This is a genomic window from Streptomonospora halophila (assembly GCF_039542725.1).
GTDB lineage: Bacteria > Actinomycetota > Actinomycetes > Streptosporangiales > Streptosporangiaceae > Streptomonospora > Streptomonospora halophila.
Genome location: NZ_BAABIK010000006.1, coordinates 107,760 through 133,301, shown reverse-complemented (window position 1 = coordinate 133,301; position 25,542 = coordinate 107,760). Strand labels below are relative to the sequence as shown.

Annotated in this window: 27 protein-coding genes and 1 tRNA gene; 12 read left to right on the top strand and 16 right to left on the bottom strand. The window is 73.8% G+C overall.

Annotation, left to right across the window (positions count from 1 at the left end; all coding sequences use genetic code 11):
- Positions 1–191: 191 nt before the first annotated feature.
- Positions 192–566 (top strand): hypothetical protein, encoded by a 375-nt coding sequence (locus ABEA15_RS07425; protein WP_345556002.1) that lies wholly within the window; start codon positions 192–194, stop codon positions 564–566.
- A 155-nt stretch (positions 567–721) separates the two neighbouring features.
- The gene (locus ABEA15_RS07420; protein ID WP_344141273.1) at positions 722–1,354 is read left to right on the top strand and encodes a class I SAM-dependent methyltransferase; all 633 of its coding nucleotides are present in this window, start codon (positions 722–724) and stop codon (positions 1,352–1,354) included.
- A 69-nt stretch (positions 1,355–1,423) separates the two neighbouring features.
- Here ABEA15_RS07420 and ABEA15_RS07415 read toward each other — a convergent pair whose 3' ends face one another.
- From ABEA15_RS07415 to ABEA15_RS07390, 6 genes are all read right to left on the bottom strand, one after another.
- A complete protein-coding gene (locus ABEA15_RS07415; RefSeq protein ID WP_345556001.1) occupies positions 1,424–2,455 on the bottom strand; it encodes a lysylphosphatidylglycerol synthase transmembrane domain-containing protein in 1,032 nt (343 codons plus the stop codon).
- Between the two features lie 381 nt (positions 2,456–2,836).
- Positions 2,837–3,685, bottom strand: coding sequence for a class I SAM-dependent methyltransferase (locus tag ABEA15_RS07410; RefSeq protein ID WP_345556000.1), 849 nt, complete (start codon positions 3,683–3,685; stop codon positions 2,837–2,839).
- Positions 3,682–4,803 (bottom strand): glycosyltransferase family 4 protein, encoded by a 1,122-nt coding sequence (locus tag ABEA15_RS07405; protein ID WP_345555999.1) that lies wholly within the window; start codon positions 4,801–4,803, stop codon positions 3,682–3,684. Before ABEA15_RS07405 ends, ABEA15_RS07410 begins: the two co-directional genes overlap by 4 nt.
- Positions 4,800–5,198: a 6-pyruvoyl trahydropterin synthase family protein gene (locus ABEA15_RS07400; protein ID WP_345556093.1), complete on the bottom strand. Its 399-nt coding sequence runs from the start codon at positions 5,196–5,198 to the stop codon at positions 4,800–4,802. Before ABEA15_RS07400 ends, ABEA15_RS07405 begins: the two co-directional genes overlap by 4 nt.
- Positions 5,199–5,406: 208 nt before the next feature.
- The gene (locus ABEA15_RS07395; RefSeq protein WP_345555998.1) at positions 5,407–5,700 is read right to left on the bottom strand and encodes a DUF427 domain-containing protein; all 294 of its coding nucleotides are present in this window, start codon (positions 5,698–5,700) and stop codon (positions 5,407–5,409) included.
- Positions 5,701–5,733: 33 nt separating this feature from the next.
- Positions 5,734–6,744 carry an aldo/keto reductase gene (locus tag ABEA15_RS07390; protein ID WP_345555996.1) on the bottom strand — a complete coding sequence of 337 codons (1,011 nt, stop codon included), beginning with the start codon at positions 6,742–6,744 and terminating at the stop codon, positions 5,734–5,736.
- Between the two features lie 108 nt (positions 6,745–6,852).
- Between ABEA15_RS07390 and ABEA15_RS07385 the strand changes: the two genes are divergently transcribed.
- Positions 6,853–7,893, top strand: a complete 1,041-nt coding sequence (locus tag ABEA15_RS07385) for an AraC family transcriptional regulator (RefSeq protein ID WP_345555994.1) — start codon at positions 6,853–6,855, stop codon at positions 7,891–7,893.
- A gap of 20 nt (positions 7,894–7,913) precedes the next feature.
- Here the strand turns inward: ABEA15_RS07385 and ABEA15_RS07380 are convergent, their stop codons facing one another.
- Positions 7,914–8,903, bottom strand: a complete 990-nt coding sequence (locus tag ABEA15_RS07380; RefSeq protein WP_345555993.1) for a zinc-dependent alcohol dehydrogenase — start codon at positions 8,901–8,903, stop codon at positions 7,914–7,916.
- A gap of 168 nt (positions 8,904–9,071) precedes the next feature.
- Here ABEA15_RS07380 and ABEA15_RS07375 point away from each other — a divergent pair, with 168 nt between their 5' ends.
- Positions 9,072–9,881: a CDP-alcohol phosphatidyltransferase family protein gene (locus ABEA15_RS07375; RefSeq protein ID WP_345555992.1), complete on the top strand. Its 810-nt coding sequence runs from the start codon at positions 9,072–9,074 to the stop codon at positions 9,879–9,881.
- 211 nt (positions 9,882–10,092) lie between these two features.
- Here ABEA15_RS07375 and ABEA15_RS07370 read toward each other — a convergent pair whose 3' ends face one another.
- Both ABEA15_RS07370 and ABEA15_RS07365 read right to left on the bottom strand, forming a co-directional pair.
- Complete coding sequence (locus tag ABEA15_RS07370) at positions 10,093–10,437, bottom strand: hypothetical protein (protein ID WP_345555991.1); 345 nt, start codon at positions 10,435–10,437, stop codon at positions 10,093–10,095.
- 87 nt (positions 10,438–10,524) lie between these two features.
- Positions 10,525–11,919, bottom strand: a complete 1,395-nt coding sequence (locus ABEA15_RS07365) for an MFS transporter (RefSeq protein WP_345555990.1) — start codon at positions 11,917–11,919, stop codon at positions 10,525–10,527.
- 95 nt (positions 11,920–12,014) lie between these two features.
- Here ABEA15_RS07365 and ABEA15_RS07360 point away from each other — a divergent pair, with 95 nt between their 5' ends.
- The 5 genes from ABEA15_RS07360 (at position 12,015) to ABEA15_RS07340 (ending at position 14,396) form a co-directional block, all read left to right on the top strand.
- Positions 12,015–12,596, top strand: coding sequence for a TetR/AcrR family transcriptional regulator (locus ABEA15_RS07360; protein ID WP_345555989.1), 582 nt, complete (start codon positions 12,015–12,017; stop codon positions 12,594–12,596).
- 123 nt (positions 12,597–12,719) lie between these two features.
- On the top strand, positions 12,720–13,052 hold the full coding sequence (locus tag ABEA15_RS07355) for a hypothetical protein (protein ID WP_345555988.1): 333 nt from the start codon (positions 12,720–12,722) through the stop codon (positions 13,050–13,052).
- Between the two features lie 192 nt (positions 13,053–13,244).
- Positions 13,245–13,547: a hypothetical protein gene (locus ABEA15_RS07350; protein ID WP_345555987.1), complete on the top strand. Its 303-nt coding sequence runs from the start codon at positions 13,245–13,247 to the stop codon at positions 13,545–13,547.
- Positions 13,548–13,641: 94 nt separating this feature from the next.
- The gene (locus ABEA15_RS07345) at positions 13,642–13,809 is read left to right on the top strand and encodes a hypothetical protein (protein ID WP_345555986.1); all 168 of its coding nucleotides are present in this window, start codon (positions 13,642–13,644) and stop codon (positions 13,807–13,809) included.
- A gap of 263 nt (positions 13,810–14,072) precedes the next feature.
- Positions 14,073–14,396, top strand: coding sequence for a hypothetical protein (locus ABEA15_RS07340; protein WP_345555985.1), 324 nt, complete (start codon positions 14,073–14,075; stop codon positions 14,394–14,396).
- Positions 14,397–14,633: 237 nt separating this feature from the next.
- Here the strand turns inward: ABEA15_RS07340 and ABEA15_RS07335 are convergent.
- Together ABEA15_RS07335 and ABEA15_RS07330 are read right to left on the bottom strand one after the other, a co-directional pair.
- Positions 14,634–14,722 (bottom strand) — tRNA-Ser (locus ABEA15_RS07335).
- A gap of 74 nt (positions 14,723–14,796) precedes the next feature.
- Entirely contained in the window at positions 14,797–15,315 is a 519-nt protein-coding gene (locus ABEA15_RS07330; protein ID WP_344141252.1) for a SigE family RNA polymerase sigma factor, read from the bottom strand.
- Positions 15,316–15,774: 459 nt separating this feature from the next.
- Here ABEA15_RS07330 and ABEA15_RS07325 point away from each other — a divergent pair, with 459 nt between their 5' ends.
- Both ABEA15_RS07325 and ABEA15_RS07320 read left to right on the top strand, forming a co-directional pair.
- Positions 15,775–16,719 (top strand): hypothetical protein, encoded by a 945-nt coding sequence (locus ABEA15_RS07325; RefSeq protein WP_345555983.1) that lies wholly within the window; start codon positions 15,775–15,777, stop codon positions 16,717–16,719.
- On the top strand, positions 16,716–17,681 hold the full coding sequence (locus tag ABEA15_RS07320; RefSeq protein WP_345555982.1) for a MauE/DoxX family redox-associated membrane protein: 966 nt from the start codon (positions 16,716–16,718) through the stop codon (positions 17,679–17,681). The genes ABEA15_RS07325 and ABEA15_RS07320 overlap by 4 nt, the downstream gene beginning before the upstream one ends.
- A gap of 498 nt (positions 17,682–18,179) precedes the next feature.
- Here the strand turns inward: ABEA15_RS07320 and ABEA15_RS07315 are convergent, their stop codons facing one another.
- From ABEA15_RS07315 to ABEA15_RS07305, 3 genes are all read right to left on the bottom strand, one after another.
- The gene (locus tag ABEA15_RS07315) at positions 18,180–18,617 is read right to left on the bottom strand and encodes a methyltransferase domain-containing protein (protein ID WP_345555981.1); all 438 of its coding nucleotides are present in this window, start codon (positions 18,615–18,617) and stop codon (positions 18,180–18,182) included.
- Positions 18,618–18,855: 238 nt separating this feature from the next.
- Positions 18,856–20,067 carry an AAA family ATPase gene (locus ABEA15_RS07310; RefSeq protein WP_344141247.1) on the bottom strand — a complete coding sequence of 404 codons (1,212 nt, stop codon included), beginning with the start codon at positions 20,065–20,067 and terminating at the stop codon, positions 18,856–18,858.
- Positions 20,068–20,474: 407 nt separating this feature from the next.
- Complete coding sequence (locus ABEA15_RS07305; RefSeq protein ID WP_345555980.1) at positions 20,475–21,188, bottom strand: hypothetical protein; 714 nt, start codon at positions 21,186–21,188, stop codon at positions 20,475–20,477.
- A 114-nt stretch (positions 21,189–21,302) separates the two neighbouring features.
- Between ABEA15_RS07305 and hisC the strand changes: the two genes are divergently transcribed.
- Positions 21,303–22,388 (top strand): histidinol-phosphate transaminase, encoded by a 1,086-nt coding sequence (gene hisC / locus ABEA15_RS07300; protein WP_345555979.1) that lies wholly within the window; start codon positions 21,303–21,305, stop codon positions 22,386–22,388.
- A 201-nt stretch (positions 22,389–22,589) separates the two neighbouring features.
- On the opposite strand, the gene ABEA15_RS07295 is transcribed toward hisC, so the two are convergent.
- Both ABEA15_RS07295 and murA read right to left on the bottom strand, forming a co-directional pair.
- Complete coding sequence (locus tag ABEA15_RS07295) at positions 22,590–23,855, bottom strand: transcriptional regulator (RefSeq protein ID WP_386699745.1); 1,266 nt, start codon at positions 23,853–23,855, stop codon at positions 22,590–22,592.
- Positions 23,856–24,108: 253 nt separating this feature from the next.
- Positions 24,109–25,410 (bottom strand): UDP-N-acetylglucosamine 1-carboxyvinyltransferase, encoded by a 1,302-nt coding sequence (murA, locus tag ABEA15_RS07290; protein ID WP_344141243.1) that lies wholly within the window; start codon positions 25,408–25,410, stop codon positions 24,109–24,111.
- Positions 25,411–25,542: the final 132 nt, after the last annotated feature.

Below are 25,542 nucleotides of genomic sequence, written 5' to 3'. Positions count from 1 at the left end.
TCCGGGCTGCGCTGCCACAACTGGGCGCGCGCCGCCGGATCGCAGGCCAGGACGTGCGCGCACGCGGCCTTGTCCGGTCGAAGAAGCCGCCCGTCGTCCCAGCGAGATCCGGCGACGCGGCGAGCCGGTAGGCGGACTCCACGCCTGCTTCGGGGCTGTCGGAGTGCCGCCCGATCTCGGAGAGCACCATCGTGGCCGACAGCGGCCGGGTGCAGGCTGTTCACCTCGCCGGCGGGCAGGTGCTCGGCCAGCGCGAAGCCGGACATGGTCTGGGCGAGCTTGCTTCGCCCGTAGGCCCGCCTGGCGTCGTAGCCGTGTTCCAGCATCAGGTCGTTGAAGTCGAGCGGGTGCATGCCGCGGCCCGCGTGCGCGCCGACGCCGGCGGCGGCGAGACCGCGCCGACCGGCTTCGCCGGTCCGGCGGCCATGGTCGACCCGCATCGCGAGGAGGCCGTCGGAGCGGTGCGGAGCCATGCGCCGCACCTGCGCGAAGCCGACGGCGGCGACCGGCCGCGGCCCGCAGCCGGTCGCGCCGTGTCGTTCCGCGGCTCGGCGGAATCCGCTTGACCTCGACTGTGCTTGAGGTAGCAGAGTACGGAGTACGTCGGAGGCGCAAGGGGGAAGGTGCGGCCGATCGGCGGCGCGCGCCGCGGGCCGCGTGATCCGCAGCGACAGGCCCTTCGCGTCCTCCTAGCCCTTCGAGCCCGTCAAAGGAGCAGGCCATGGCGACCACGTCGGCGTCCCTCTTCGACTCCGCCTACGAGAGCGACACCGCACCCTGGGTGATCGGCGAGCCGCAGCCGGAGGTGTTGGCGCTGGAGCGGGACGGCCGGATCCGCGGCGCCGTGCTCGACCCCGGCTGCGGTACCGGCGAGCACACCATCCACCTCGCGCGCCTGGGCTACGACGTGCGGGGGATCGACTTCTCGCCCCGCGCCGTCGAGAAGGCCCGCGCCAACGCCGCCGAGCAGGGGGTCGACGCGGAGTTCGCGGTCGCCGACGCCTTCGCTCTCGGTGAGGCGGAGCAGCGCTACGACACCATCCTCGACAGCGCCCTGTTCCACGTCTTCGACGGGGAGCACCGCACCGCCTACGTCGCGTCCCTGCACGCCGCCTGCCGCCCCGGCGGCGTGGTGCACATCCTCGCCCTCTCCGACGCCGAGCCGGGATTCGGGCCGCGGATCGGCGAGAGCGCGATCCGCGACGCCTTCGGCGACGGCTGGGAGCTGGAGGAGCTGCGGCCCGCGCGCTACCGCTGCGTCGTCGTCGGCGACGACGCAGCCGCTCACCTGGACGTCGAACCCGACACCAAGGTCGACCAGGCCGCCTGGCTCGCCCGCGTCCGCCGCCTCTGACGGCCGGGCGGTGTTCGACGGGACCGTCCCGCCGGACTCGCGGTGCACGGCCGGGCGGCCCGGCGGCGTTCAGACCTGCGCGCCGGTCGGTGCACGCCCGTGCCGGGGGCCGTCTCCCACCGCCGGCTTCGGACCGGGCCGTTCCGCGGCCGGGCGGCGCCTCCGCGGCCGCTTCAGCGGCAGCAGGGTCAGCGCCCCCGGCAGGCTCGCGACCAGGGCCAGCACCCCGTAGACCACCGCCGCGCGCAGGCCGAGTTCAGCGTCGAGCCCGACGGCGGCGAAGCCCAGCGCGGCAGCGGACTCCCGCGGTCCCCAGCCGCCCACCCCGATCGGCAGGCTCATCGCCAGCAGGGCCAGCAGCAGGGGCGGGAGCAGATCGACGACCGGCGCGTCCGCGCCCGCGACCCGCGCGGCGACGACGAACAGGCACAGGTGCCCGGCCAGCGCGGCCGCCGACAGCCCCGCGATCGCCGGCCAGCGCTCGCGGGCGAGCAACGCCGAGCGCGCCTCGATCGTCCACGTCCGCGCGCGGCGCAACAGGTGCCGCCCGCGTGCGGACCGCAGCAGCCAGACCGCCGCCGCGCCGCCCGCCGCCAGGACGAGGGCGGCGGCCGCGACCGCCGCCGAAGCCGAGGGCAGTGTCCGGGCGGCGGCGGTGAGCAGGTCCGGCCGCACAACCAGCACGGCCGCCGCGACCGATATCAGCACCGCCTGCCCGGCGGTGCGCTCCAGCACCACCGCACTCACCGCACGGCCGGCGCCGCCCGCGCGCTCGGCGGCCGAGGTGCGGCCGTGCTCGTAGGCGCGGTGCACGTCGCCGAGGACGCCCGCCGGCAGCACCGCGTTGAGCAGGAGTGCGCGGTAGTAGTCGGCGACGGCGCGTGCCGGACCGAGCCGCAGCCCTATTCCGCGCGCCACGACCATCCAGCGCCCGGCCGTGGCGAGCGTCGTGACCGCCCCGATCCCCAGCGCGGCGGCCAGGGCGGGCCCGCCGATCATCCCGACCGCGCGCACGAACGGCTCGGCGCCCAGGGTCCGTGCCACCAGCGCGAGCACGGCGGCGCCCAGCAGCACCCGCAGCCAGGGCCCGATCGCGCGCATCGCCATCCCCCCGGTCGCGTACCCGGTCCGCTGCGCGGTCCCGCACCCGCGGCCGCCGCAAGCGGATCCACTCCCCGTCCTACCCGCTCCGCGCACCCGCCGCCCCCGGAACCGCCGGTAAGCGCGACCGCACAGCGGCCGGAGGTGGCCACCGGTCCGGACCCGCAGGCACGCCGCCCGGCGCCGGCCCGGTCGCATGGGCGCGGTCGGCGTTCCACGGCACCCGTCGGCGTCGGCACGTGCGAGGCGTGGTCGGGCGGGCGCCCGGCCGCTGAAGCCGAACGGGTCCCGCGGCGTCCGGATCTGCGTGCGCCGCCCGGCGTGGCGGGCACGGCGGCCGCGGGGCGGCCCGCGGATGCGCTCGTCGTCGCGGAGGCCGTCTCAGGGTGCCGAACCCGGCAGCGCCAGGAGGTCGCGGTGGCCGACCAGGGCGCGCAGGCGGCCGGAGGCGCACTGTCCGAGGCGCTCGTCGAGGTAGCCGGCCGCCGCGGACGCCAGGTCCGGGCGCTGTTCCACAGCGGCGGCGACGCGGCCGCGCAGCCATTCGGCCGCCAGAGCGGCGTCGTCGGCGCCCAGCCGCCACGGGCTGGGCCGCTCGCGCACGTGGGCGCCGAGGCCGCCGAACGCGGCCGCCGCCGTGGCGGGAGCGTCCGGGCCGAGCAGCCGGCGGCCGGCCACGGAGCGGCGCTGGTGGGCGTTGAAGGCGTCGGCGATCGGCCGGTCGAGCGGGTGCGCGGGGTCCAGCTCCACCCGGCCGTCGACGGAGAGCGTCAGCAGCGCGGGGCGGTCGGCCGCCGTGCAGGCGCGCGCCAGCCGGGCGCACTCCTCGGCCGTCAGCAGGTCGAGCAGCGCCGAAGCGGTGACCAGCCCCGCGCCGGAGAGCTCCGCGTCCTCCAGCCGGGTCAGGTCGACCGGCCGGGTCTCCGCGGTGACGGGGCGGCCGTCGGCCGATCGCGCGGGCAGACCCTCGCGGGCGCGGGCGAGCAGCTCGGGGTCGCGGTCGTAGAGGACCCAGTGCTGCGGGCCCGCCAGGAGCGGCGCCAGCCAGCGCCCCATCGACCCGGTCCCGCAGCCGAGGTCGGCCACGACCAGCGCGCTGTCGCCGGTCGGGACCGGAAGGGCGGCGCGCAGCGGTCCGAGGAGGCCGGTGGACCGGGCGGCCGCGTCGGCATTCTCCCGCAGGCCCAGCCAGTCGGGCGTGAACCCGCCGTCTCCCGGCGCGGCCCTCACCGCGGCCCCCCTTCGACCCGGTGCAGGACGGCCTCCATGCGCGCGGCGGCCGCTGTCCACGGTTCCAGCGCCGAGCGGCGGCGCTGCGCAGCGCCGCGCAGCCGCTCGCGCAGGGACGCCGATCCCAGCCAGTCCCGCAGCGCGCCCGCCAGCGCGGGCGCGTCGCCGGCGGGGACCACCATGCCGGGCGCGGTGCCGTCCGGCAGGATGCCGAGCGTGTGCGCAAGCGCGCCCCCGTCGGTGGTCAGCACCGGGACGCCGCGTGCCAGGGCCTCGGTGACGGCCATTCCGTAGGTCTCCCAGCGCGACGGCAGCACCGCCAGGTCGGCGGCGGCGTAGGCCCGCTCCAGGTCCGCGCCGCCGAGCGGCCCGGACAGGCGCACCCGGTCGGCGATGCCGCGGCGGCCGAGCGAGCGGCGCAGCTCGGCGGCGTACTCGGGGGCGCGGTCGGCGGGGCCGGCCCACTCGCAGGTCCAGTCCAGATCCGCGACGGCGGCCAGCGCCTCGGTCAGCACGTCGTGGCCCTTGCGCGGTGTCAGCGAGGCGACGCAGAGCAGCCGTGTGGCGCCGTCCGTGCCGTGCGCGAGGGGAGCCGGATCGGTCCCCGGCTCCACCGCGTGGGTGCGAGCGCTGTCGAGACCGTGGTGGTCGGCCAGCCACCGGGCCGCCCACGCGCTGGTGGCGACGACCGCGGCGCAGGCCTTCAGGGTCGCGCGCTCCCGGGCGTCGAGGTCCGCGGCGAGCCGGGAGGAGAGCCCGGTTTCGGCCGCCAGGGGCAGGTGGACGAGGGCGGTGAGGCGCAGGCGGTGGGCGTGTTCGGCGACGGTCTCGGGGACTCCGCAGCACACCAGGCCGTCAGCGAGTACGAGGGAGCCGTCGGGCAGCGCGGCCAGGGCGTCGGCCAGCCGCGCGCGGGCGGCGGCGTCGGGCCGCGGCCAGGTGCCCGGTACGGCGGTCTCGACCACCGGCCTGCCCGCGTCCCCGAGTGCGCGGCACAGGCGGCGGTCGTAGACGTTCCCTCCGCTGGGGGAGGCGGTGTCGTCGATGCCGCCGGGCAGGACGGCGTGCACCGCGGCGGGGCTCCGGGCGCCCGGGCCGCCGGGCGCGGCACCGTTCACAGCGGGCGCTCGTAGGAGGCCCGGGCGACGTGCGACTCGTGCAGCGTCACCGCGATCCGCTCCAGGTCGCGGGCGCCCTCGCCGAGGCGCCCGTCCGCGACGCGCTCGGCGAGCCGGTCGGCGACCACCTTGGCGAGGTACTCGGTGGTGGTGTTGACCCCGGCGAAGGCGGGCTCGTCGTCGAGGTTGCGGTAGCTCAGCTCCCCGAGCACCGCCCCCAGCTCCTGCGAGGCCAGGCCGATGTCGACCACGACGTTGTCGGCGTCCAGCTCGGTCCGGAAGAAGGAGGCGTCGGCGGTGAACGTGGCGCCGTGCAGCGCCTGCGCGGGCCCGAACACCTCGCCGCGGAAACTGTGGGCGACCATGAAGTGGTCGCGGACGGTGACACTGAACACGGCTGCTCTCATCCCCGCACACACCCCCCGGTATGCGCCCGGAGGGGCGTCCTCCCGACGCGTCGCCCGCGGTGCCCCCGCCACTCGACAGCGGGAGCGCGTGTCCACCCTGGCACCACCGGGAGGCCTCATTGCAGGCCCCGCGCGAACCGCCGGTTGCCGGGGGCCTCGCGCACTCTGCAGCGCGCAAGGCCCTCCTACCTACGGGCTACTCGCTGATGACGACGGTGCGATCGAACGCGACGAACTCGGCGAAGTCCCTGCCGACCCGCTCGACGGCCTCCGCGTTGGGCGCGATGTACGCCCAAGCGACGTCCTTCGGGCCGCCGACGAGGGAGTAGTACTCGGCCTGCCCCTTCCAGGGACAGGTTGACACGGTCGGGCTCGTCTCCAGCATCGACCAATTGATGGAGCTCGGAGGGAAATACCGGTTCCCCTCGATCATGACGAGATCCTCGGCTTCCGCAGTCGCGATGACGCTGTCCTTGAGCGTGGCTTTCATGTCGTCCTCTCGCTCAGCTTCGATGGATGACTCTTAGGGCTGGAAGACGCGTTTCTTCGCTACCCGTTCGTGCTCCGTCCACATTTCGTGGGGGTGTCCCAGCTGCGGCGCGCTCACCTCATCCAGCCATTCAAGCTGATGCGTTGAGATGTCCAGACCGCTGGCCGCGAGGTTTGACGTGAGCTGGTCTACGCTCCTCGGTCCAACGATGGGGACCACCCCCTTCGACATTGACCACTTGATAGCCACCCGCTCTGGAGTCGTATCGAGTTCCCGGGCGACGGTCTCGACGGCATCCAGAATTTTGGCCTTGGCGGGGTCGTCCTCCTTGTGAAGGAACTGGCTGATTGAGCTCTGTGCGCGACCTGTTGCGCCGCGCCGGTACTTGCCCGTCAGAAGACCACCGCCGAGAGGCGAGAACCCGAGGACGCCCAGGCCGAAGGCCTCTGCCATCGGCACCAACTCCCGGTCGGCGCTACGCTCGACGAGGCTGTACTCGGCCTGAATCGCCAGGAGAGGGGACCAACCCTGCTGCTGCGCCAGGGTAACCCCCGTTGCCACACGCCATGCGGGGAAGCTGGAGAGGCCGGCATACAGAATCTTGCCGGCGCGCGTCAGATCATCGAAGGATCGCAATATCTCTTCAATGGGTGTGGATGCGTCGGCCACATGGGCCCAGAGCACGTCGACCCGGTCGGTGCCCAGTCGACGCAAGCTCTGCTCGAGAGACTGGACCATCGCCTTTCGGCTGTTCCCGGTTAATTGGAGGCCGCTGCTTGCCGAAGACCCCATGGTGTACTTTGTCGCCAGAACAATGTCCTCGCGATCCGAGGTGATAATATCTGCGAGGTACTCCTCAGCCTCCCCCGACTGATAGTTTGAAGCGGTGTCAATGAAATTGCCTCCCGCTTCTCTATAGGTGTCGTACATCGCCTGAGCCTCGGGTAAATGCGCTCCATGCCCCCAGCCCGTGCCGAAATTACCTGTCCCCAGCGACAGCTCCGATACTCGCAGCCCCGATCCTCCGAGAAATCGGTATCGCATACGTCTCTTTACTCCTCGCGTCGATCCGGCATGAGTGGGCTCCTCCCACCCGGCAGCTTGCGCTGTCAGACATCCATCGTTCCCGTAGCTGGGCGTATAGTCCATAACATGGAGTCCAGTAATGTTTACCGATCGTCCAGCGCTGAGGTCACCCTCGATGCACATGACCCCATCCGGGACGCCCTAGCGCTGGCCCGCCCCAAGACCGTCGCTCCCGTCCCGCTCCGCGCGGCGGCGCCGTGGGGGGCTCGGTTCTCCCCCTTCCCGCACATCAAGCTCGGCGTGATAGTGGAAGGCGAATGCTGGCTGTGCATCGACGGACTGGACCCTCTTTTCCTGGGCACAGGCGACTTCTATCTTCTCGGCAACCCGCCCCCTTATGGGCTCGGGAGCTCGATTGAGGCGGCCCGGGCCCGCGACTCGAACGGGCCGCTCCGCACGGAGGTCTCCGCGAGTGGACCAACGATTTCTCAAGGCTCCGCAACGTACACGTGCAGCGTCGACTTCGAGTTTCAGGATGCCGATGCGTCGACCCTCTTCTTATCGCTCCCTCCGGCCATGCTCGTTAAAGCAGGAGATACCGACGGAAGGTCGCTCTGGAACATTGCGACCCTCCTCGTCCACGAGATTGAATCTCAAAAGGCGGGCCGGTCTCTGGTTCTTGAGCATCTGGCCCAGATTCTTCTGGTGTATATGCTGAGGTCGCACGCCGGTTCGTCCCATGAGCCCCTGGGATGGCTCGCGTCGGTCGCCGATGACGGGATCGGGGCGGCGTTGCGAGCCATACATGCCGAACCGCGCCATCGCTGGACGCTCGAAGAGCTCGCTGAAACCGCGATGATGTCGAGGTCGGCATTCGCTGCGAACTTCAAAAACAGGGTAGGAAGGCCTCCTTTGGACTACCTCATCGAGTGGCGAATGCAGCTGGCGCGTGCCGCGCTGCGCACGGAGGACTCCCTCACAGCCATAGCAGGGGCCATCGGATACAAATCCGAAAGTGCTTTCAGTACCGCTTTTCGGCGCGTTGTCGGGATGTCACCACGAGAGTTTCGCGTCTCACTGCATGCGCAGCCGAGGGACCGCAGGGCGGGCAATTCCGTGCCGGTGGGGACGCCCGATGCTTACGTTCTGCCCAGCGACGACGGCTGAGCCTGGACCGAGAATCTATTTCAGCCGTCGGCCGCGGGGTAGGCGATGCGGTGGCACAGGGGCGGCAGGGCGCCGTCGGCCAGGCGGGCGAGCACGTCCGGCAGGTCGGTGAAGGCGCTCTCGCCCGTGATCAGCGCGTCGAACGCGGCGTCGGCGAGCAGGCGCAGCGCCAGGTCCATGCGCTCGGCGTAGCCGCGTCCGCCGCGTGCGGCGGCGGGCGAGACGGTGCCGACCTGGCTGGAGCGGATGGTCAGCCGACGGGAGTGGAAGTGCTCGCCGAGCGGCAGGGCGACCCGGCGGTCGCCGTACCAGCTGAGGTCGACCACGGTGCCCTCCGGCGCCAGCAGCTCCAGCGCGCGGGACAGCCCTTCCTCGGTCGCGCTGGCGTGCACGACCACGTCGCAGCCCTCGGCCGCCTCCCCCGGAGCGGCGAAGCCGACGCCGAGCGCGTCCGCGGTGCTCGCCCGGGCGGGGTCGGTGTCCACGAGCTGGACCCGCGCGCCGGGCAGGCCCGCCAGCACTCCGGCTGCCGCGCAGCCGACCATCCCGCCGCCCACCACCGCGATCCTGTCGCCGACCAGCGGCGCGGCGTCCCAGACCGCGTTTACGGCGGTCTCCACCGTGCCCGCCAGCACCGCCCGGTGCGGCGGGACGCCGTCGGGCAGCGGGGTGACCGCATCGGCGGGAACGACGTAGCGCGTCTGGTGGGGGTAGAGGCAGAAGACGGCGCGCCCCAGCAGCTCTGGAGGTCCGGCCTCGACGCGGCCGACGTTGAGGTACCCGTATTTCACCGGGCCGGGGAAGCCGCCGTCCTGGAAGGGCGCCCGCATCGCCGCGTACTGGCTCTCGGGCACGCCGCCGCGGAAGACCAGCGCCTCGGTGCCCCGGCTGACGGCCGAGTAGAGCGTGCGCACCTCGACGTCGCCGGGTCCGCGCTCGGGGAGTCCGGCCCGCCGGATCTCCCCGGAGCCGGGTCGGCTGATCCAGAACGCGGATGCGGAGCGCGTCACGGTTCCTCCCGGCGGGTGTCGGGCGATGCTGGGTACGATACCCGGTACGTGAGGGCGCGACCCGGCGACGAGGCGCGGGTGCCCGGCGGGGAGGCTGCGTCGATGCGGGCTGCGGGGCCAGAGCCGAGGGCCGGACGGCGACGGCACGCCGGGTGCGGCCGCGCGGCCGTGCGGGAGGCCAAGAACCCGACCGGCCGCGCACGCGCCGAAGGCGCGCCCCTGCCGCTGCCGGGGGCCCAGACCGTCGCGGCGCTGGCGGCGTTCGTGCTGCTGGCGGGACTCTCCGCGGCACCGGGGCTGGGTGCGGCGGGCTGGACGGCGGGGTCGCTGTGCGTCGTGGGCACGTGGACCGCCTACACGGCCGCCCAGCGTCGCCGGCATGCCGGACCCGCCGGCCCCGCGGACGCGGTGACCCTGGCGCGGGCCGGCCTGATCGCGGGAGTGGCCGCGCTCGTCGGCGACGGGCTGTTCGGCGGCGATGCGCCGAGCGGCCTGCTGGCCGGCCTTGCAGCGCTGGCGCTGGCGCTGGACGCGGTGGACGGCGCGGTGGCCCGGCGTACGCGGACGGCGTCGCCGCTGGGCGCGCGGTTCGACATGGAGGCCGACGCACTGCTGCTGCTGGTGCTCAGCGTGCATGTGGCAGTGTCGGTGCTGGGCTGGTGGGTGCTGGCGATCGGCGCGATGCGCTACGCGTTCGCCGCGGCGGGCCGCCTGGTTCCGCGCCTGCGGGCGCCCCTCCCGCCGTCCGACGCCCGGCGGGCGGTCGCCGCTCTCCAGGGGATCGCGCTGGTGGTCGCGGCGTTCGAGGTGCTGCCGGTGCCGGCGGCGACGGCCGTGACCGGAGGCGCGCTGGTGCTGCTGGTGTGGTCCTTCGGCCGCGACACCCTCCGCCTGCTGCGCACCGGCCGCGCGGAACCGAAGGAGGCGGCGGGAGGACGCGCTCCGCGAGAGGGCGCTTCCGGCGCTGCCGACGGGTGAGCGCCTGTGGAGGCCGCGGGCACGGCGCGTACCGCCCGGCGGCCGCTGCGGTTGCCGGCGGTGCGGTGACGCGGTTCTCGGAGAGCGGTGCATCAGGCGACGGCGGTCGCTCGCCCGGCGCGCGGTCCTCGGCGCGCCTGCCGATGTGCGGTCCGCCGCGACGGCGCGGAAGCTCCGGGCCCCTTCGGCGGTGCCCCGGGCCCAGGCCGGCTCAGGACTCCCGCCTGCCGGAGGGCTCCCCGCCGTCCGATCCCGCTCCGCCGTCCGAGACCTCCCGGGAGGGCCGGTTATCCTCCCGGCCCTGCCCCCTCTTCGGGGACCCGGGCGCCTCCCGGTCCTCCCCGTCGCTTCTGTCGGCCTCCAGCTCCGAACGCTCCTCGGTGCCGTCGTCCGCGCCGGGGTCGGCGCCGACCGGGGTCTCCACCCCGGTGCCGGTGACCTTCCGCGCCCGGGCGCGGGCCTGCCTGCGGCTCGGCTGCTCCTCGTCCTCGCGCAGCACCGGCGCGTACTCGCGGTCATGGGTTTCTGCGGGCTCGTGGCCGAGCGGCTCCGACACCGTCGCCTCCTTTCTCGGCACGGCCGTGGACGGACCACGGCGCTGCCGCGACCGCTACCCGCGATCGGGAGCGCAATGCCGCCGCGATCACCGGCCGCAGGGGACCCCTTCGGCGCCGGGAACCCTCTCGGCTCCCGGGACCGCGTCGGGCTCGCGCATTCGCCCTCCGGCCGGCGCTCGGTCTTCCTGCGCGCGGTCCGGCCCGTGCGGCCGCCGGCCTCGCGGGGGCCCCAGCGCGGCGCCTGCAGCGGCCACCAGCGCAGCGGACGCGAACGCGGCGCCGGGGCCGAAGGCGTCGCTGACGGCGCCGACCGCGGGCGCCGCCGCGGCCTGGCCCGCCGCGATCGCCAGGAACGCGGCGCCGACGCCGTACGCGGGCGCGTCGGCGTAGACCTGCGTTCCCCAGAGCAGCAGGACAGCGGTCAGCGCGATGTAGACGGCGCCGAAGAGGCCGCCCGCGATGTGGATTCCCGGCGTGCCGCCCGCTGCCAGAACGAGCCCCGCTGTCGCGGCGGCCAGCGCGAGCATTCCGCCGAACCACGCGCGGCGCAGTCCGGCGCGGGCGGCGACGTCCCCGGTCAGTGCTCCGAGCAGGCCGGCCGCGCCCAGAACGATCCACATGCCTGTGGAGGCGGGCTCGCTCGCCCCCTGCGCGACGGCGACGTCGCGGCCGAAGGTCCACACGGCTGAGCTGGCCGCGCCCATGACCCCCGCTGCGGCGAGCATCCGCAGCGCACCGGCCGGAAGCCCGCGCGCTGAGGACGTGCGCGCCGGCAGGTCCCGGCGCTCGGGCGCGGAGCCCGCTCCGGCCCCCGCCCCGGCGCCCACTCCGTGGCCGCCCGCTCGGGCACCGGCCGCGCGTCGTCGGCGGTGGGACGGGACCACCGCCGCCGTCCACAGCGTCGCCGCGGTCGCGGCGCAGGCGAACGCCGCCCAGGACAGCCGCCACTCCTCGGCGAACAGCAGGGCGACGGGCCCCGAGACCATGACGCCGAGCCCGGTTCCGGCGTTCACGACGCTCTGCACCCGGTCGGCGCGCCGGGGCTCCACCCACCGCGCCACCGCGCCGGCCAGCGGCGGGGACACGGCGCCGCTGCTGACCCCCGTCAGCACCACGCCGGCGGCGAGGACCGCGGCGCCGAGCGCGGCCGCGATCAGCCCGGTGCCGGACGCCGCCGCGGCCCCCGCTGCCACGGCCACGGCGCGCGGCCCCCACCGAGGGGTCGCGGCCGAGGCCGCGACGACGGCCGCGCAGTAGCCCGCGTAGCTCGCCGAGGCGATGGCGCCGGCCGCCGCGGCGCTGAGGCCGAACTCGGCGCCGAGCACCGGCACGAACAGCCCGTATGCGAAGCGCGCGAGCCCGTAGCAGGCCGCGATGAGGGTGATCCCCGCCGCCGCGAGCCGCACCGCGGGCACGGTCCCGGCTCCGGCGGCCGGCGCCGGTGCGGTGGAGCCGCCGCCGTCTGTGCGTCGCCCCGTCATGCTTCACCCCTCCGTGGAATAAACCGATCGGTATACCTCTCAGGGTGGTCGGTCTCCCGGCATAGGTCAACCCACCGGTGGGTATAGTTAGGAGCATGGCGACAGCAGCGGACACGACACCGGCCGGACGGCGCATCCTCGACGCAGCGGGCAGCCTGTTCTACCGCGACGGCATCAACGCGGTCGGGGTGGCGCTGGTGGCCGACACCGCCGGCGTGACGAAGAAGACCCTCTACGACCGCTTCGGCTCGAAGGACGAGCTGGTGGTGCGCTACCTGCGCCGGCGCCACGAGGACTGGTGGGCCCACCTGGAGGAGCGCCTGGCCGCCGCCCCGGCGCCGCGGACGCCGGCGCTGATGGACGCCTACCTCTCGCACCCCCGGCTGGAGGTCGAGCGCGGCTGCGCCTTCATCAACGCCGCCGCCGAGCTGCCCCCCGGCCACGCGGGCTGGGACGTCATCCGGGAGCACAAGCGCGCCGTGCGCACCCGCCTCGCCGACCTGATCGCCGAGGATGCCCCGGGCGCCGACGCCGAGGACCTGGCCGAGCACGTGTTCCTGCTGCTGGAAGGCGCCATCGCGCACTGCGGCATCGACGGCGGCGAGGCCAGGATGCGCACGGCCCGCGACCTCGCCACCCGACTCCTCCGCCAGTCGGCCGGCGGAGCGGCCGGGTAGGTCGCCACTGCGGGCCGGGGGACGGGCCGGACCGGCGCCGCCGCACGGACAACCCGCCGCCGTCTGCGCGCGTCCCTCCGGATACCGGCGGAGACGCGTCTTCGCCCCATTGCTGGAGGTGCCGTGCGCGTCGCCGTCCTCGCAGCCGGACTCCTGCTCGCGGCCGGATGCTCGCAGGGAGCGGCGACCGGCGTTCCGCGGGCCGAGACCTCCCCCCTGCCCGGCAGTGGGGCGACGCCCTCCGCTCCCGGGCCTACGGGTGCGACCGGGTCGCCGCCGTCCGCACTGCACGCCGAGGCCACGGTGTCCGAGCCGCGCTCCGCACCCCCTCCCGAGCCCGCGCCCACGGGCGGAACGGGCGGTGTGCCCTCGGTCGAGGAGCAGATCGAGCAGTGCACCCGCCAGACGGGCCTGCCCCGCGCCTGCGAGGACAAGATCCGCTACGGCATACCGTGACGGGATCGCGCAGGTCGGCCGCGCGGCCACGGCAGGCCGCAGCCCTGGGCGCGCGGCCGCCGCCGGAGCGGTTATCGGCTTGGCGGCCCTTCGGCGCGGGGCGACCGGTTATCGTCGTTCCACGGCGGAACGTGTCCGGGCGGCCGACCGCACCGAGTACGGGTCATGGCGCGATCCTCGAAGGAGTGACCAGTGACGCACCTGGCAGTGGGCGAGCACGCCGCCCGCGTCATGCAGCGCGAAGCCGACCGGCGCGGGATCGCGCTGGAGCCGGAGCCGGACGGCGGTCTGCCCGAGGAGATGCCCGCTGAACTGGCCCCATGGGCGTGCAAGGTCGCCGGAAAGGGCTGGTGCGTCTTTGCCGCGCTCGACCCCGGCAGTGAGATCACCACCCCGGCCGAGCGCGACTTCCTGCCAATCGCCCGGGTGCTCGCCAACTCCTGGCAGGTCATGGACGGCACCGGCTCCGTGCGGGTCACCACGATCCCCGGGTGAGCCCCTCGCGCCGGACGCGGCGGCACGCGGGTTCCAGGCCGCGCCGATTGGGAGTACGGGTGTCCGCAGGGTCATGAGCGGGTAAAAACACCACGTGATCATCATCGGTCCGGCCTCGGCCGTCCTCCTGTTGATCGTCCTCGGCTGGCTCATGCGCGAAACCGGCTGCCTGGAGTTCCTCGGCTGCTACGCCCTCGTCCTCCTGCTCATCGGAGCGGCCTACCTCGGCGAACACCTCGGCTGGTGGGGTCCCGTCTTCTGACCCGAGTCCCGCGCGGGCGTGCGCGACCGGCCGCCCCTGCACGGGGAGCGGAGCCAGGCGGATTCCCGCGGACCGCCCTCGAAAACGCAGTCCGCAACACGGCGAAGCGGCGGCGCCGCAACCGCGGTTATCGCACCCCCGTGTTCGGACGGGCCGAGAGGCCGCTCGGTGCGTCCGGCCGCATGCGGACCCGCGTCCGTGTATGCGCGGGGGATGTGCTTGAGTGGGCGGCGCTTTCGCAACCGTGGATGGAGCAGACCCGGATGAGCGACACCACCCGCAAGTCGGCCCCGATCGGGGAGTACATCGGCACCCGCTACTGGCATGTGGCCGCGGTCGCCGTGCTGGCGTGGGGGGTGGCCGCCTTCCTCCTCCTCGGTCCGGTGCCTGCGTTCGGGGAAGGCTACGGTGAGTGCGGCTTCCTCTGGGAGGGCGGGATCGACTACCCCCTCGAGCATTGCATCGGGGCGGGAGCCGATCAGACGGTGTACGCGGGCATCGCGATGCTCGTCGCCGGGCCGGCCACGGCCTTGTGGCTCTGGAGGGCGGTACTCCAGGAGATCAAGCGTCGCTTCCCGCGGGACTGAACCGCGGTTGATGGGGCTCTCGTCCCCTCCGGCCCGTGGATACGGCGGGCTAGGGCGGGGTCGCTCGGCGCGGCCGCAGACACCACCGCGGCCGCACCGGAGGCGGCGGCGCGCATGGGCGCGGCGATCCTCGTCTGCCCCATAGAGGACGGTGGATCGCCGTCGACTGCAACGAGAACTGCAACCAGGGCACATAAGAGGGGTCCTGCCGCTGTGCGGCAGGACCCCTCTCGCCTGCGGAGGCTCGGGGATTTGAACCCCGGAAGGGCGTGAACCCTAACCGCATTAGCAGTGCGGCGCCATAGACCGGACTAGGCGAAGCCTCCTGGCCGGATCAACACTACCGAGCGCCCGGTGCTCGGCGCAAAACGAATGACCGGGGGCCGCCGCCGGGGCCGGGTCAGGTGGTCGCGCGGTCGATGGTGAGGTCGGCGTCCTGGCGGAGCTTGTTCACCGCGCGGGAGAGCGTGCTCTTGACGGTGCCGAGGGTGACGCCCAGCCGGTCGGCGATCTGGACCTCGGTCATGTCCTGGTAGTAGCGCAGCACGACCATGGTCCGCTGCCGGTCGGGGAGCCGGCTGATGGCGCGGTGGACGGAGTCGGCGAGGTCGGTCTTCCAGGTGGGGTCTTCGATGCGCTGGTCGGGGATGTCGCTGGTGGGATAGATCGACATGTGCTGCCGGCGCCATTCGGAGATCTGGGTGTTGACCATGGCGCGGCGGACGTAGCCGTCGCGGGCGTTGGGGCTGGCGATCCTGTCCCAGGCGAAGAAGGTCTTGATCAGGGCGGCCTGCAGCAGGTCCTCGGCCTCGGAGCTGTTGTTGGCCAGGGACCGCGCCATGCGCAGCAGTGCGGGCCCGCGGTCGCTGACGTAGGCGGAGAACTCTTCGTACCTCGACTTGTGCGCTGTTCCCGTCACGCGATCACCGCCCCGGAGTCGGTAGGGCGCGCACTCGGACCGCTGCCCGGAACGCATCCCCGGCTCACATCGTCACCGTGGTTTCACTGTGTCACGGCGGGAGTAATCGGCAGCTCTCATCGGCCTCATCTCTACACAAATGGGACGTTCGGTGCCTTGCTGTGTAGGGGATTCGAGTTGTCGCAGGCCATGGTCGCCCGGGCGGTTCGCACGGGGAGCTCCCGCTTCGCGTGGCCGCCGCGCCGCGTCACCCTGGGTCATCGGCGGGAGCGCGGTGGTCGGCAGCCGTTGCGGCCGCGCACCCGGTCGGGCTGCCCCGAGGCCGCCGTCCGCGGTCGGCGGCGCGCCGACCGCCCTTTCCGGTACCGCTGCGGCCGCGACATGCGGCGACCCCGGCGTGTGGCGCCGCGGCCGCGCCGCCCGCGGCGACAATGGGGCCAGGACACCGAAGGAGGCGGTATGCCGGTCGATGTGCGCGCCCGACGGCGCTACACAGCCGCTGTGCTGGGAGAATACGCGGCTCCGGAGCCGACCGGGGTGCCGGAGGCCGACCCCGTCGTCCGCGGCGTCGTCACCGATGTGTCCCGGCACGTGCTCGGCGTGGCGACGTCCCGGGGTGAGGAGCGGTTCCTCTTCGAGGCGGCGACGACGTTCTGGCGCGGCGGCGAGGTCGGCGTCTCGGACCTGCGTGTCGGCGACGACGTGCTCGTGCGGTGCCGCGCCGGCCGGTGGGTCGCCGAGCGGATCTGGGCGGGCATCGCGCGCGTCACCGGGGTGATCGCCGGAAGCTCGGGCGAGGAGCTGGAGGTCGACACCGGCCACACGGGCGGACGCCGCGCGGTGGTCGTGCCCTACCGGGTGTCCGGCCGGATCGGCGTGCGCCATCCGGTGCCGGAACCCGGCTACCTGTTCGACGCGATCGGCGTGTGGGAGGACGGCGCCTTTCATGCGTCCGTGCCGGCGACCACCCAGCCGCCCTTCGCGGTGTGGGACGCGGCTCCGCCCAAGGCGCCGGCCGCCGTCGGGGGCCGGGTGCGGGGCACGGTCTCCTGGTACGACCCCGCCGTCGGCGATCCGGCGCAGGGCGACCTGCGCGGCGCCGCCTATCCGGCCCTCGACCGCGAGAGCGACTGCGGTCCCGAGTGCGACCGGGTGCGCGCCTGCCGTCCGCTGCCCCTGCTCTCGCTCGGCACGACCGTCGGCGTGCGCAACGAGTGCGCGGATCGCTCGGCGGTGCTGCCCCTGGTCGACTGCGCCGCCGTCTCGTCCCGCTTCTGCGACCGCTGCGCCGACTGCGGCGGCGGCGAGGAGGGGCGGATCGCACAGCTGACCCTGGCAAGCTTCCTGGCACTGGGCGGCCGGCCGGAGACCGGCTGCTTCGCCGCGACTCTGGCGGTGGGGTGACGAACGTGCTCGACGCGGTCCGCGAGACGCAGGTGCTCGTACTGGCGGCGATCCTGCTGGCGGGTGCGGCGGCCAAGCTGGCCGACCGCTCTCCGCGCGGCCAGGGCCCCGCGGTGCTGCTGCCCATCGCGTGGCGCAGGCCGGCGACCCTCGGCCACGGCGCGGCCGAGGCGGTGGTCGCCTCGGCGCTGATCGGTGTCGGCGGGGCGGCGGGTGATGCCGCGCGCGTGGCTGCCGCCGTGCTCTTCGCCGGCGGCGTGGTCGCGCTCGTGGTCCTGCGGCGCACCGCGCCCGAGGCCGGGTGCGGCTGCTTCGGCGGGCTCAGCACGACCCCGGTGGACTGGCGCAGCATCGCGCGCAGCGGCCTGCTGGCGGTGTCGGCCCTCGCGGCGGTCGGGGTCCCCGCCACCGCGGCCGGGGCGGCGATGCGGATGTCGGCCGGCCACGGCGCGGTGCTGGCGGTGGAGGCGCTGGTGATCGGCGCGCTCTCCCCCGAGCTGGTCGAGTCGGCCCGCCGTGCCCTGCGCCGGGAGCCGTGCGCGGTGCGCGAGGTCCCGCTGCGGCGAACCCTCGCCCGGCTGCGGGCAAGCGACGTGTGGCGCATCAACACGGCGGCGGTGGAGGGTATGGAGCCGGTCGACGTGTGGCGGCAGGGCTGCTGGCGGTTCCTGCTGTTCCCGGGCCGGCGCAGCGGCCGGGCCGTCGACGTGGTGTTCGGGGTCCCGCTGGAAGGCCGTCGCCCCGCTGTGCGCGCGGTCATCGCCGACCGCGAGACCGGCACGGTCCTCTCGGCGCTGGGCGGCCCCGCGGACGGCGGGACCCGCACCGTAGGAAGGGCCCGCGGAGGGCGCGCCGCGCAGGAGGCGGAGGGGGCGACCGGGGAGCCGTCCGCGGCGACCGGCTCGGCGGCCGCGGAGGAGGGGGACGGCACCACGGCGGCCGACTCCCAGGTGCCCGGCTGAGTCGGCGGGTCCGCCGCCGCCGGCCGGGGTGGTCGGCCCGTGGGCAAGCGCGGCCGAGCGGTGGAGCCGGTGTCCTGCACGGGAGTCGGCGGCGTCCCCGCGGTTCCAGAGGGCGCAGGCGTGGTGGTCGCCCTCGTCCGCATCCAAGCCGGGGTAGACGCCCGTGTGCTCGGGGGTGTCCATCGTGGTGGGCCGCCCATCTAACGCTGTACCCGGCCGGGGCGGGCACCGGCTGCCGTCGTCCACAACACGAAATCCTGCTCGGGGGCGGATCGTGCTTCCATGAGCGGTCGGTCGGCGCCTTCGGCCCCGGTGGCACCACCCCCGGATCATGGGTGGCAGGGGGCGGCCATGCGGGGGCCGATGGCCGAGTGTTCCCTCGCGGAACTGCTCTCGGAGGTGATGGAGGGCCGGGCCGCGACCGCGCGGCAAGTGCGCCGCGGCTCCTGCCCGCCTTGCGCGCGTGCATGCCGGAGCCGCCGTGCCCCGCGCCGGGCCTCACCGCCGGTGTGGGACCGGGATCTCCTTCAGGGGGTCGCCGCCGTCGGTGAACAGCCGGCCGCCGGGGGCGAGGGCGGCGGCGACGCGCCGCAGGGCGCGCCGACCGGCGGCGGGATGGCGGCCGTCGAACGCTCCGACGCGGATCGCGAAGGCGATGTCGAAGAGGGCCTCGCCGGGTTCCGGCGCGAAGTCCTCGGCAGCGACCTGGCGGAGGCTCATCCGGCCGGAGGCGATCTCGGCGGCGGAGCTCGCCTCGGCCTGCGCGACGGCCGCGGCCGAGCGGTCGATCGCGAGGATGCGGCCGGACTCCAGGCGGGCCGCGACCGCTCGGGCGGCGGCGCCCGGTCCGCACCCGATCTCCAGGATGCGCGACTCCGGTGTGAAGGGAAGCGCCTCCACGACCCGGGCGAGGCGCGGTGAGAGGCCGCCGGGCACGACTTCCTCCTCAGGTCGGCTCGCGCGCAGGGCGCGGGGGGAACGGGGCGCCGGCTGGTGGGTGCGGCGCCGGTGGATGCCTATGCGGGTGTCTAGCGGTTTCTAGGGCATGTGCTAGATCGCCCTAGAGACCTCTAGCGACGGCCGTGCCTCGGTCTTTCTCGTTCCGTCTAGCGGTCTCTAGCGGAAACACAAGAAACACCGATACCACCCGACACACTCCGCCCCCGGTACTCCCTCAGTCCGGCTGGCGGCGGAGGAAGCGGCCGAAGTGCGGGACGGTGAACGCGATGGTGCCGCGCTCGGCGCTGTAGATGAGGCCCTTCTTGATCAGGCTGTCGCGGGCCGGGGAGAGGCTGGAGGGCCGACGGCCCAGGGAGGTGGCGACCTCGGTGGTCTGCACCGGCTCGTCACCCAGGGACGCCATCGCCCGCATGTAGTCGCGCTCGGCCGGGGTGGCGCGTTCGTAGCGGCTGCCGAAGAAGCCGACCGCAAGCTCCTCCTCGGCCTCGGGGGCCGCGATCTCGACGTCCTCGGCGGTGATCGGGGTGTCCAGCGCGTGGTCCCAGGTGACCTTGCCGTAGGCCTGCACGAAGTAGGGGTAGCCGTCGGAGACCTCGTAGAGCGCTGCGAGCGCTCCGGGGTCGAAGGAGACCTCCTCGGTGTCGGCCGGCGCGGTGAGCGCGTAGTCGGCCGCGTCGCGGCTGAGCCGGTCGATGCGGGTGTAGCGGAACAGGCGCTCGGAGTAGCTCTTGCTCGCCGACAGCACCGCGGGCAGGTGCGGCAGCCCCGCGCCCACCACGATCAGCGGCCCGCCGTTCTGCGAGAGCTCGTGGCAGGCGGTGCACAGGGCGGAGACGTCGTCGGGCGTGATGTCCTGCATCTCGTCGATGAACAGCGCGATGCCCACACCCAGGTCGGTGGCGACGGACGCCGCGTCGAGGAACAGCTCGACCAGGTCGATTTCGAGGTCGCCGGAGTCGGCCCGTCCGCGAACGGCCGGGACGTCGATGCCCGGCTGCCAGCGCGGACCGCCCTTGGCTGCCTTGGCGCCGGACTTGCCGGATGCGGCTTCGTCCTCCTTGGCCTGGGCGAACGCCTTCAGAACGCCCAGCACGTGCTCGATGCGGTCGGGCGCGCGGTGGCGCGGCGCGAGCTCGCGTAGAGCCATGTGCAGGGCGGCCGCCAGCGGGCGGCGGATCGACTGGTCGGGGCGGGCCTCGATCTTGCCGGTACCCCACAGGCGCTGGATGGCCATCGATCGGAAGGTGTTGAGCAGCACGGTCTTGCCGACGCCGCGGAGCCCGGTGAGCACCGTGCTGCGCTCGGGCCGCCCCCGGGCCACCCGTTCGAGCACGACCTCGAACTGGCGCAGCTCGCGCTCGCGCCCGGCGAGCTCGGGGGGACGCTGGCCGGCGCCCGGGGCGTAGGGATTGCGCACGGGGTCCATGCCATCGGACTCTATACGCGGCTCTAGCGCTGCCTCTAGAGAGCGGTAGAAAGCCGCAGACGACGGCGCGTCCCAGTCGACCCGGCGCAGTGCGCGGCGGTCGTCGAACGGGGAGTGGGGGGCGCGCCCGACCCCGGTGGGTCGGGACGCGGTCCGACCCCTGACGTGCGCTGCCGTGGTCATGCCCCCCACTCCAATCTCGAACAGGTGTTCGATCACTGGGAACTGTAGTGGATGAGGGGCCCGGTGCGCCACCCTCCCGCGGCGGGTTGTGTACGGGTGTCCACACGCCGTCGCGGGGACGCGGACGCCCGTGCGCCGATCCCCCCGCCGCCTGCATCCGCGCCCGTAGGCCCGGGCCCGTCCGCAGGCCGTCGCGCCCATCCGCCCCCGCGGTCCGCGCCCGCTCAGGCCAGCAGCCTGTCCTCGCGTTCCACCGCTTCGCGGGTGAAGGCGGCGACGGTGTCGCGGTAGTCGTCCTCGGAGTTCGGCCCCAGCGCGGTGGTGGTGCCCAGGTACCCGCCGTTGCGGTACACGAGGCTGTACAGCCACACCTTCTCGCCGCCGATCGCGGTCTCCACGGCGAACGCGCGCGACCCGTCGGCGATCTGCTCCATATCGACCTCCTTGAGCCGGTAGGAGGTCGTCGACCCGTCCTTCATGGTCGCCTTGTAGCTGTCGCAGCCCTCGGGCGGCGAGGCGGAGACGACCTCCTCGGCCGTCTCCTCCGGTACCGCGATCAGGGTGTGGGTGATGGTGTCGTCGCCCCGCGCGAAGGTGGCCAGCGACGTGGGCGCCTTGCGGACCTCGGGCAGGTCCGCCCACTGGTTGGCGGCGTCCATGCACTGCGGCTTGTCCAGCTCGGCGGTCTTGCGCAGCTTGTCGGTCTGCTTGGTGGTCGACAGCTCCGAGTAGGTGCCCGTCTCGCTTCGCTGGGGCACCACCTTTGCCTTTTCGAACTGCACCAACTGTGCCTTGTGCAGCCGCTGCGCCTCGCCGGCGCGGGCGTCGCCGCCCTCGCTGTCGTCCCCTTGGGCGCCGCCGCAGGCGGTCGCGGCGGCGAGGGCGAGCACGGCGAGTGCCGCGGTCGTCGCCCTTCGTGCTGGCAGGGGGTGCTCCATGGTGCTGTTTCCTCTTCTGTGCGATATTGCCGCTGAGGTCCGCAGGCGCTTCTCTCCGGCGGTGATCGCCGAAAGTAGCCTGGGCATTGCACAGAGTATCGAGGAAGGACAACGGTGTCGGAGCCGAATTCGCCATATCTCCGGGACGCGCTCGAAACCATCCCCGCCTACAAGCCCGGGCGCAAGGTGGTCTCGCCGGGCGGCCGGTCGGTCAAGCTCTCCTCGAACGAAAGCCCCTACGGCCCGCTGCCCTCCGTGCGCGAGGCGGTGGCCGCCGCGGCGGCGGACCTCAACCGCTACCCCGACGCCGCGTCCGCCGAGCTCACCGCGGCGCTGGCCCGCCGGTTCGGCGTCGGCGAGGAGCGGATCGCCCTGGGCGCGGGCTCGGTCGGCCTGCTGCAGCAGATCCTGGCGGCCACGGCCGAACCCGGCACCGAGGTCGTCTACGCATGGCGCTCGTTCGAGGCCTACCCGCTCCTGGTCGAGCTGTCGGGCGCCGCGCCGGTGACCGTCCCGCTGCGCGGCGAGGCCCACGACCTGGACGCCATGGCCGATGCCGTCACCGCCCGCACCCGCGCCGTCTTCGTGTGCAACCCCAACAACCCCACCGGTACCGCCGTGCGCGAGTCCGAGCTGGCCGCGTTCCTCGACCGGGTGCCCGAGCACGTGCTGGTCGTGCTCGACGAGGCCTACCGCGAGTACGTGCGCGACCCGCAGGTGCCCGACGGCGCCGCGAGCTTCGGCGACCGCCCCAACGTCGCGGTCCTGCGCACGTTCTCCAAGGCCTACGGGCTCGCCGCGCTGCGGGTCGGCTTCATGATCGGCCCGCCGCGCATCGCCACCGCCGTACGCAAGACCCTGGTCCCCTTCGCCGTCAACCACGTCGCCCAGGCCGCCGCCGTGGCGTCGCTGGCCGCCGAGGAGGAGCTGCTGGAGCGCGTGGCCGCCACGGTCAAGGAGCGCGAACGGGTGCGCGACGCGCTGCTGGCCGACGGCTGGGAGGTCCCCACGACCGAGGCCAACTTCGTCTGGCTGCGGCTGGGCGAGCACACCGGGGACTTCGCCGCCGCGGCCGAGGCCGAGGGTGTGGCGGTGCGCGCGTTCCCGGGCGAGGGCGCGCGCGTGAGCATCGGCACCGCGGAGGACAACGACGCCCTCCTCGCCGTCGCCCGCGAGTTCCCGCACCGCAACCGCGGCTGACCGGCCGGCGGCCCGACGCACCCGCCGGGCCGGCCCGGCGGGTGCGTCGGGCCGATCGGCCGCGCGGTGGCAGGCCCCGCGAGCTCCAGCCTCGCCTCGCACGAACGCATGCACGCCCGTTCCCGCGCAACGCGATCGGGGGCCGGCCGCCGCGGACAGCGGCGGCCGGCCCCCGATCCCTTTGGAACGTGCCGGAAGCGGCTACTTGCCCGCCTTGTCCTTGTCCAGCTTCTCCAGGATCAGCCGGTAGAGCTGGCGCGGCCGCCCCGGCTGCAGCGTGCGGTTGGGCGGCAGCGGCCAGGCGAGCCCCTCCTCGACCAGGGTGCGCAGCAGCCGCCGGGCCGTGCGCGGGGTCACGCCCAGCATCCGCCCGGCGTTCTCGGCGTCGACCACGAGGGGGCCGTCCTCCTCGGCGATCTTCTCCGAGAGCCGCAGCAGGGTCTCGCGCCCCTTGGTCCGCAGCGGCTCGGCCGCCTGGCGCTGAGGCGCGCGCTGCGCGGGCACCAGCGACCGGCCTTCCCGGTCGACCGCGAAGCTCTGCCGGGTCGCCTGTGCCCGGCTCAGCGCGGCGCGGGCGTGGGTCTCGGCGTCCTGCGTGGTGCGGCCCATGCCGATGCCCACCTCGATCGCGATGCCCAGCTCGGCCTTGATCCGCTCCACGAACGGCGGCTGCCGGAACCCCTCGGTCGCGCTGACGAGCGAGCCGCGGGTGGCGGTCACCATGAACGTGTGGTCGTCGACCGGGTGCGCCGTGGCGTTGATCCGGTGCGCCTCCTGCAGCAGCAGGCGCTGCAGCGACAGCCGGAGCTCGTCGCGCCAGTAGCGGGGCGTCGAGCGGCGCGAGGAGTCGCGCAGCGTGGGCACGTCGACGATGACGACGCCGAGCTGCGCCTCCTCCAGGCGGTGGTGGGCGCCCAGCAGCCCGGCGGTCTGCAGCGCGCTGCGCACCCCCGCGTTGGTGGGCCGCAGGCGCATCACCGGGACGCCCATCGACTCCAGCCGCTCGGCGACGCCGCGCACGCAGGTGATGGCCATGCGGGTGGACTTGCGCCGCCACAGGCCCTCGTGGAACGAGGTCAGCTGGGCCGTGCTGGTGAGCTCCTCGTGCACGTGGATGCCGTCGACGGGCAGGTCGACCTCGGAGTAGGCCTCGACGACGTCGGTGCGGCTGAGGACGTCGAGGCTGGCCCGGGTGGGATCGAGCCGTTCGTCCAGGGTGGCCCGCAGCAGGGCCTCGTGCAGGCTGGCTCCGCCCAGAGGCACGTAGGTGGCGGGCATGGTAAGCACGCCCGCTTTCCGCGCGAACTCGTAGGGGACGGGGCTGGCGAACAGATACGCGTCGATCGCCGACCCCAGGCGCAGCACCTTGTCGGTCGCCTCTTGCTCATCTCGATACGCGGCGGCGATGAGTCTGGCGTTGAGCGGTCCCGTGGACCCCGGTCCCATGAGCATCACCCGCTCGACCACTTCATGGGGACCGATGACACCAATCGTCAGATCGCCAGTTCGCTGCGCACTCACCTCGGGCTGCTCCCCGCTACCATTCCACGCTCTTCACTATGTGCGCCCACTGGTTTTCCCGAACCTGTTCCCTGTCACGGCATGGTTGCCGAGATCGTACCCATTGTGCGGGGCCAATGAAGATCGTTTCACACAGAACGCCGAAAGCCCGGGTGGGAGCCGGACACCCCCACCCCGGCCTTATCTGCGAATTCAGTGACTATTCGGTGCCTTCACGCACAACGTCGGCACCCAATGCGACCAGCCGCTTTTCGAACTGAGCGTGACCGCGGTCGACCAGATAACCGGGCGCGACCACGGTCTCGCCCTCGGCGACCAGCCCCGCGAGCACCAGAGCGGCGCCCGTGCGCAGGTCGTGGGCGACCACCGGGGTACCGCGGAGCGCGGTGTGGCCGTGGACGATGGCGCGGGTGCCGTCGACCTCTATCTTCGCACCCATCTTGGTGAGCTCGTCGGCCAGCGCGAACCGGCCGTCGTAGATCGCCTCGTGCAGGTAGCTCTCGCCCTCGGCCATGGTGGCCAGCGCCATCAGCGGCGACTGCAGGTCGGTGGCGAAGCCGGGGTAGGGCGAGGTGACGGCGTTGATGGGCCGCAGCGGGGCCCCGGCGTCGCGGCGCACGTGCAGCACGGCGCCCTGCTGGGCGAACTCCACGCCCATCTGCTCCAGCTTCCAGCGGGCGACGCCCAGGTGCTCCAGGTGGGCTCCGACGAGGCTGACCTCGCCGCCGGTGGCCGCGGCCATCATCGCGAAGACGCCGGCGTCGATGCGGTCGGACATTATGGTGTGCTCGACCGCGGCGAGCTCCTCGACGCCCTCGACGGTGATGAAGCCGGTGCCGCCGCCGCTGATCTTGGCGCCCATGCGGGTCAGGAACTCGATGACGTCGATCACCTCGGGTTCGAGGGCCGCGTGCTCGATGACCGTGGTTCCCGGGGCCAGCACAGCCGCCATGATGAGGTTCTCGGTGCCGGTGTGGGAGGGCGTGTCCAGGTAGAGGTGGCCGCCCCGCATGTTGCCGGCCTCGATGTTGATGTGGTTGCGGTCGTCGTCCTCGGTGACCTCGGCGCCGAGGCGGGCGAAGCCCCGGTAGTGGAAGTCGAGTTTGCGGCTGCCGAGGTTGCATCCCCCGACACCCTCGATCCGGGCGCGGCCCATACGGTGCATCAGCGCCGGTACGAACAGCACGGACCCGCGGAACCGGGACGCGATGTCGGCGGGCAGAACGGCGCGCTCGGGGTCGTTGAGCTGGGAGGCGTCGATCACCACCGTGCGCTCGGCCTCGTGGAACTCCACCTTGGCCCCGATGTGCTCGGCGAGCTCCAGCGCGCGGTGGACGTCCTCGATGAGGGGGACGTTGCGCAGCACCGTGCGCCCCTTGGCCGCGAGCAGGGCGGCGCCGATCATCGGCAGCACGGCGTTCTTCGCGCCCTGGATGAAAGCCGTCCCGTTCAAGGGACGGCCGCCGCGGACGCGGTAACGAACCTCCTGGCCCATGCTCATGTGCTCCTTCGTGAGGCTGTTTAGGTGTAGGGGTCGTTCTCGTCGGACATCGGTGCGTTCTCAGACGCGGATGCCAGGTGGAGCGTTCCGACGAGGCGGGCTCAACCTGGTAGCCATCGGCGAGTGTCCGGG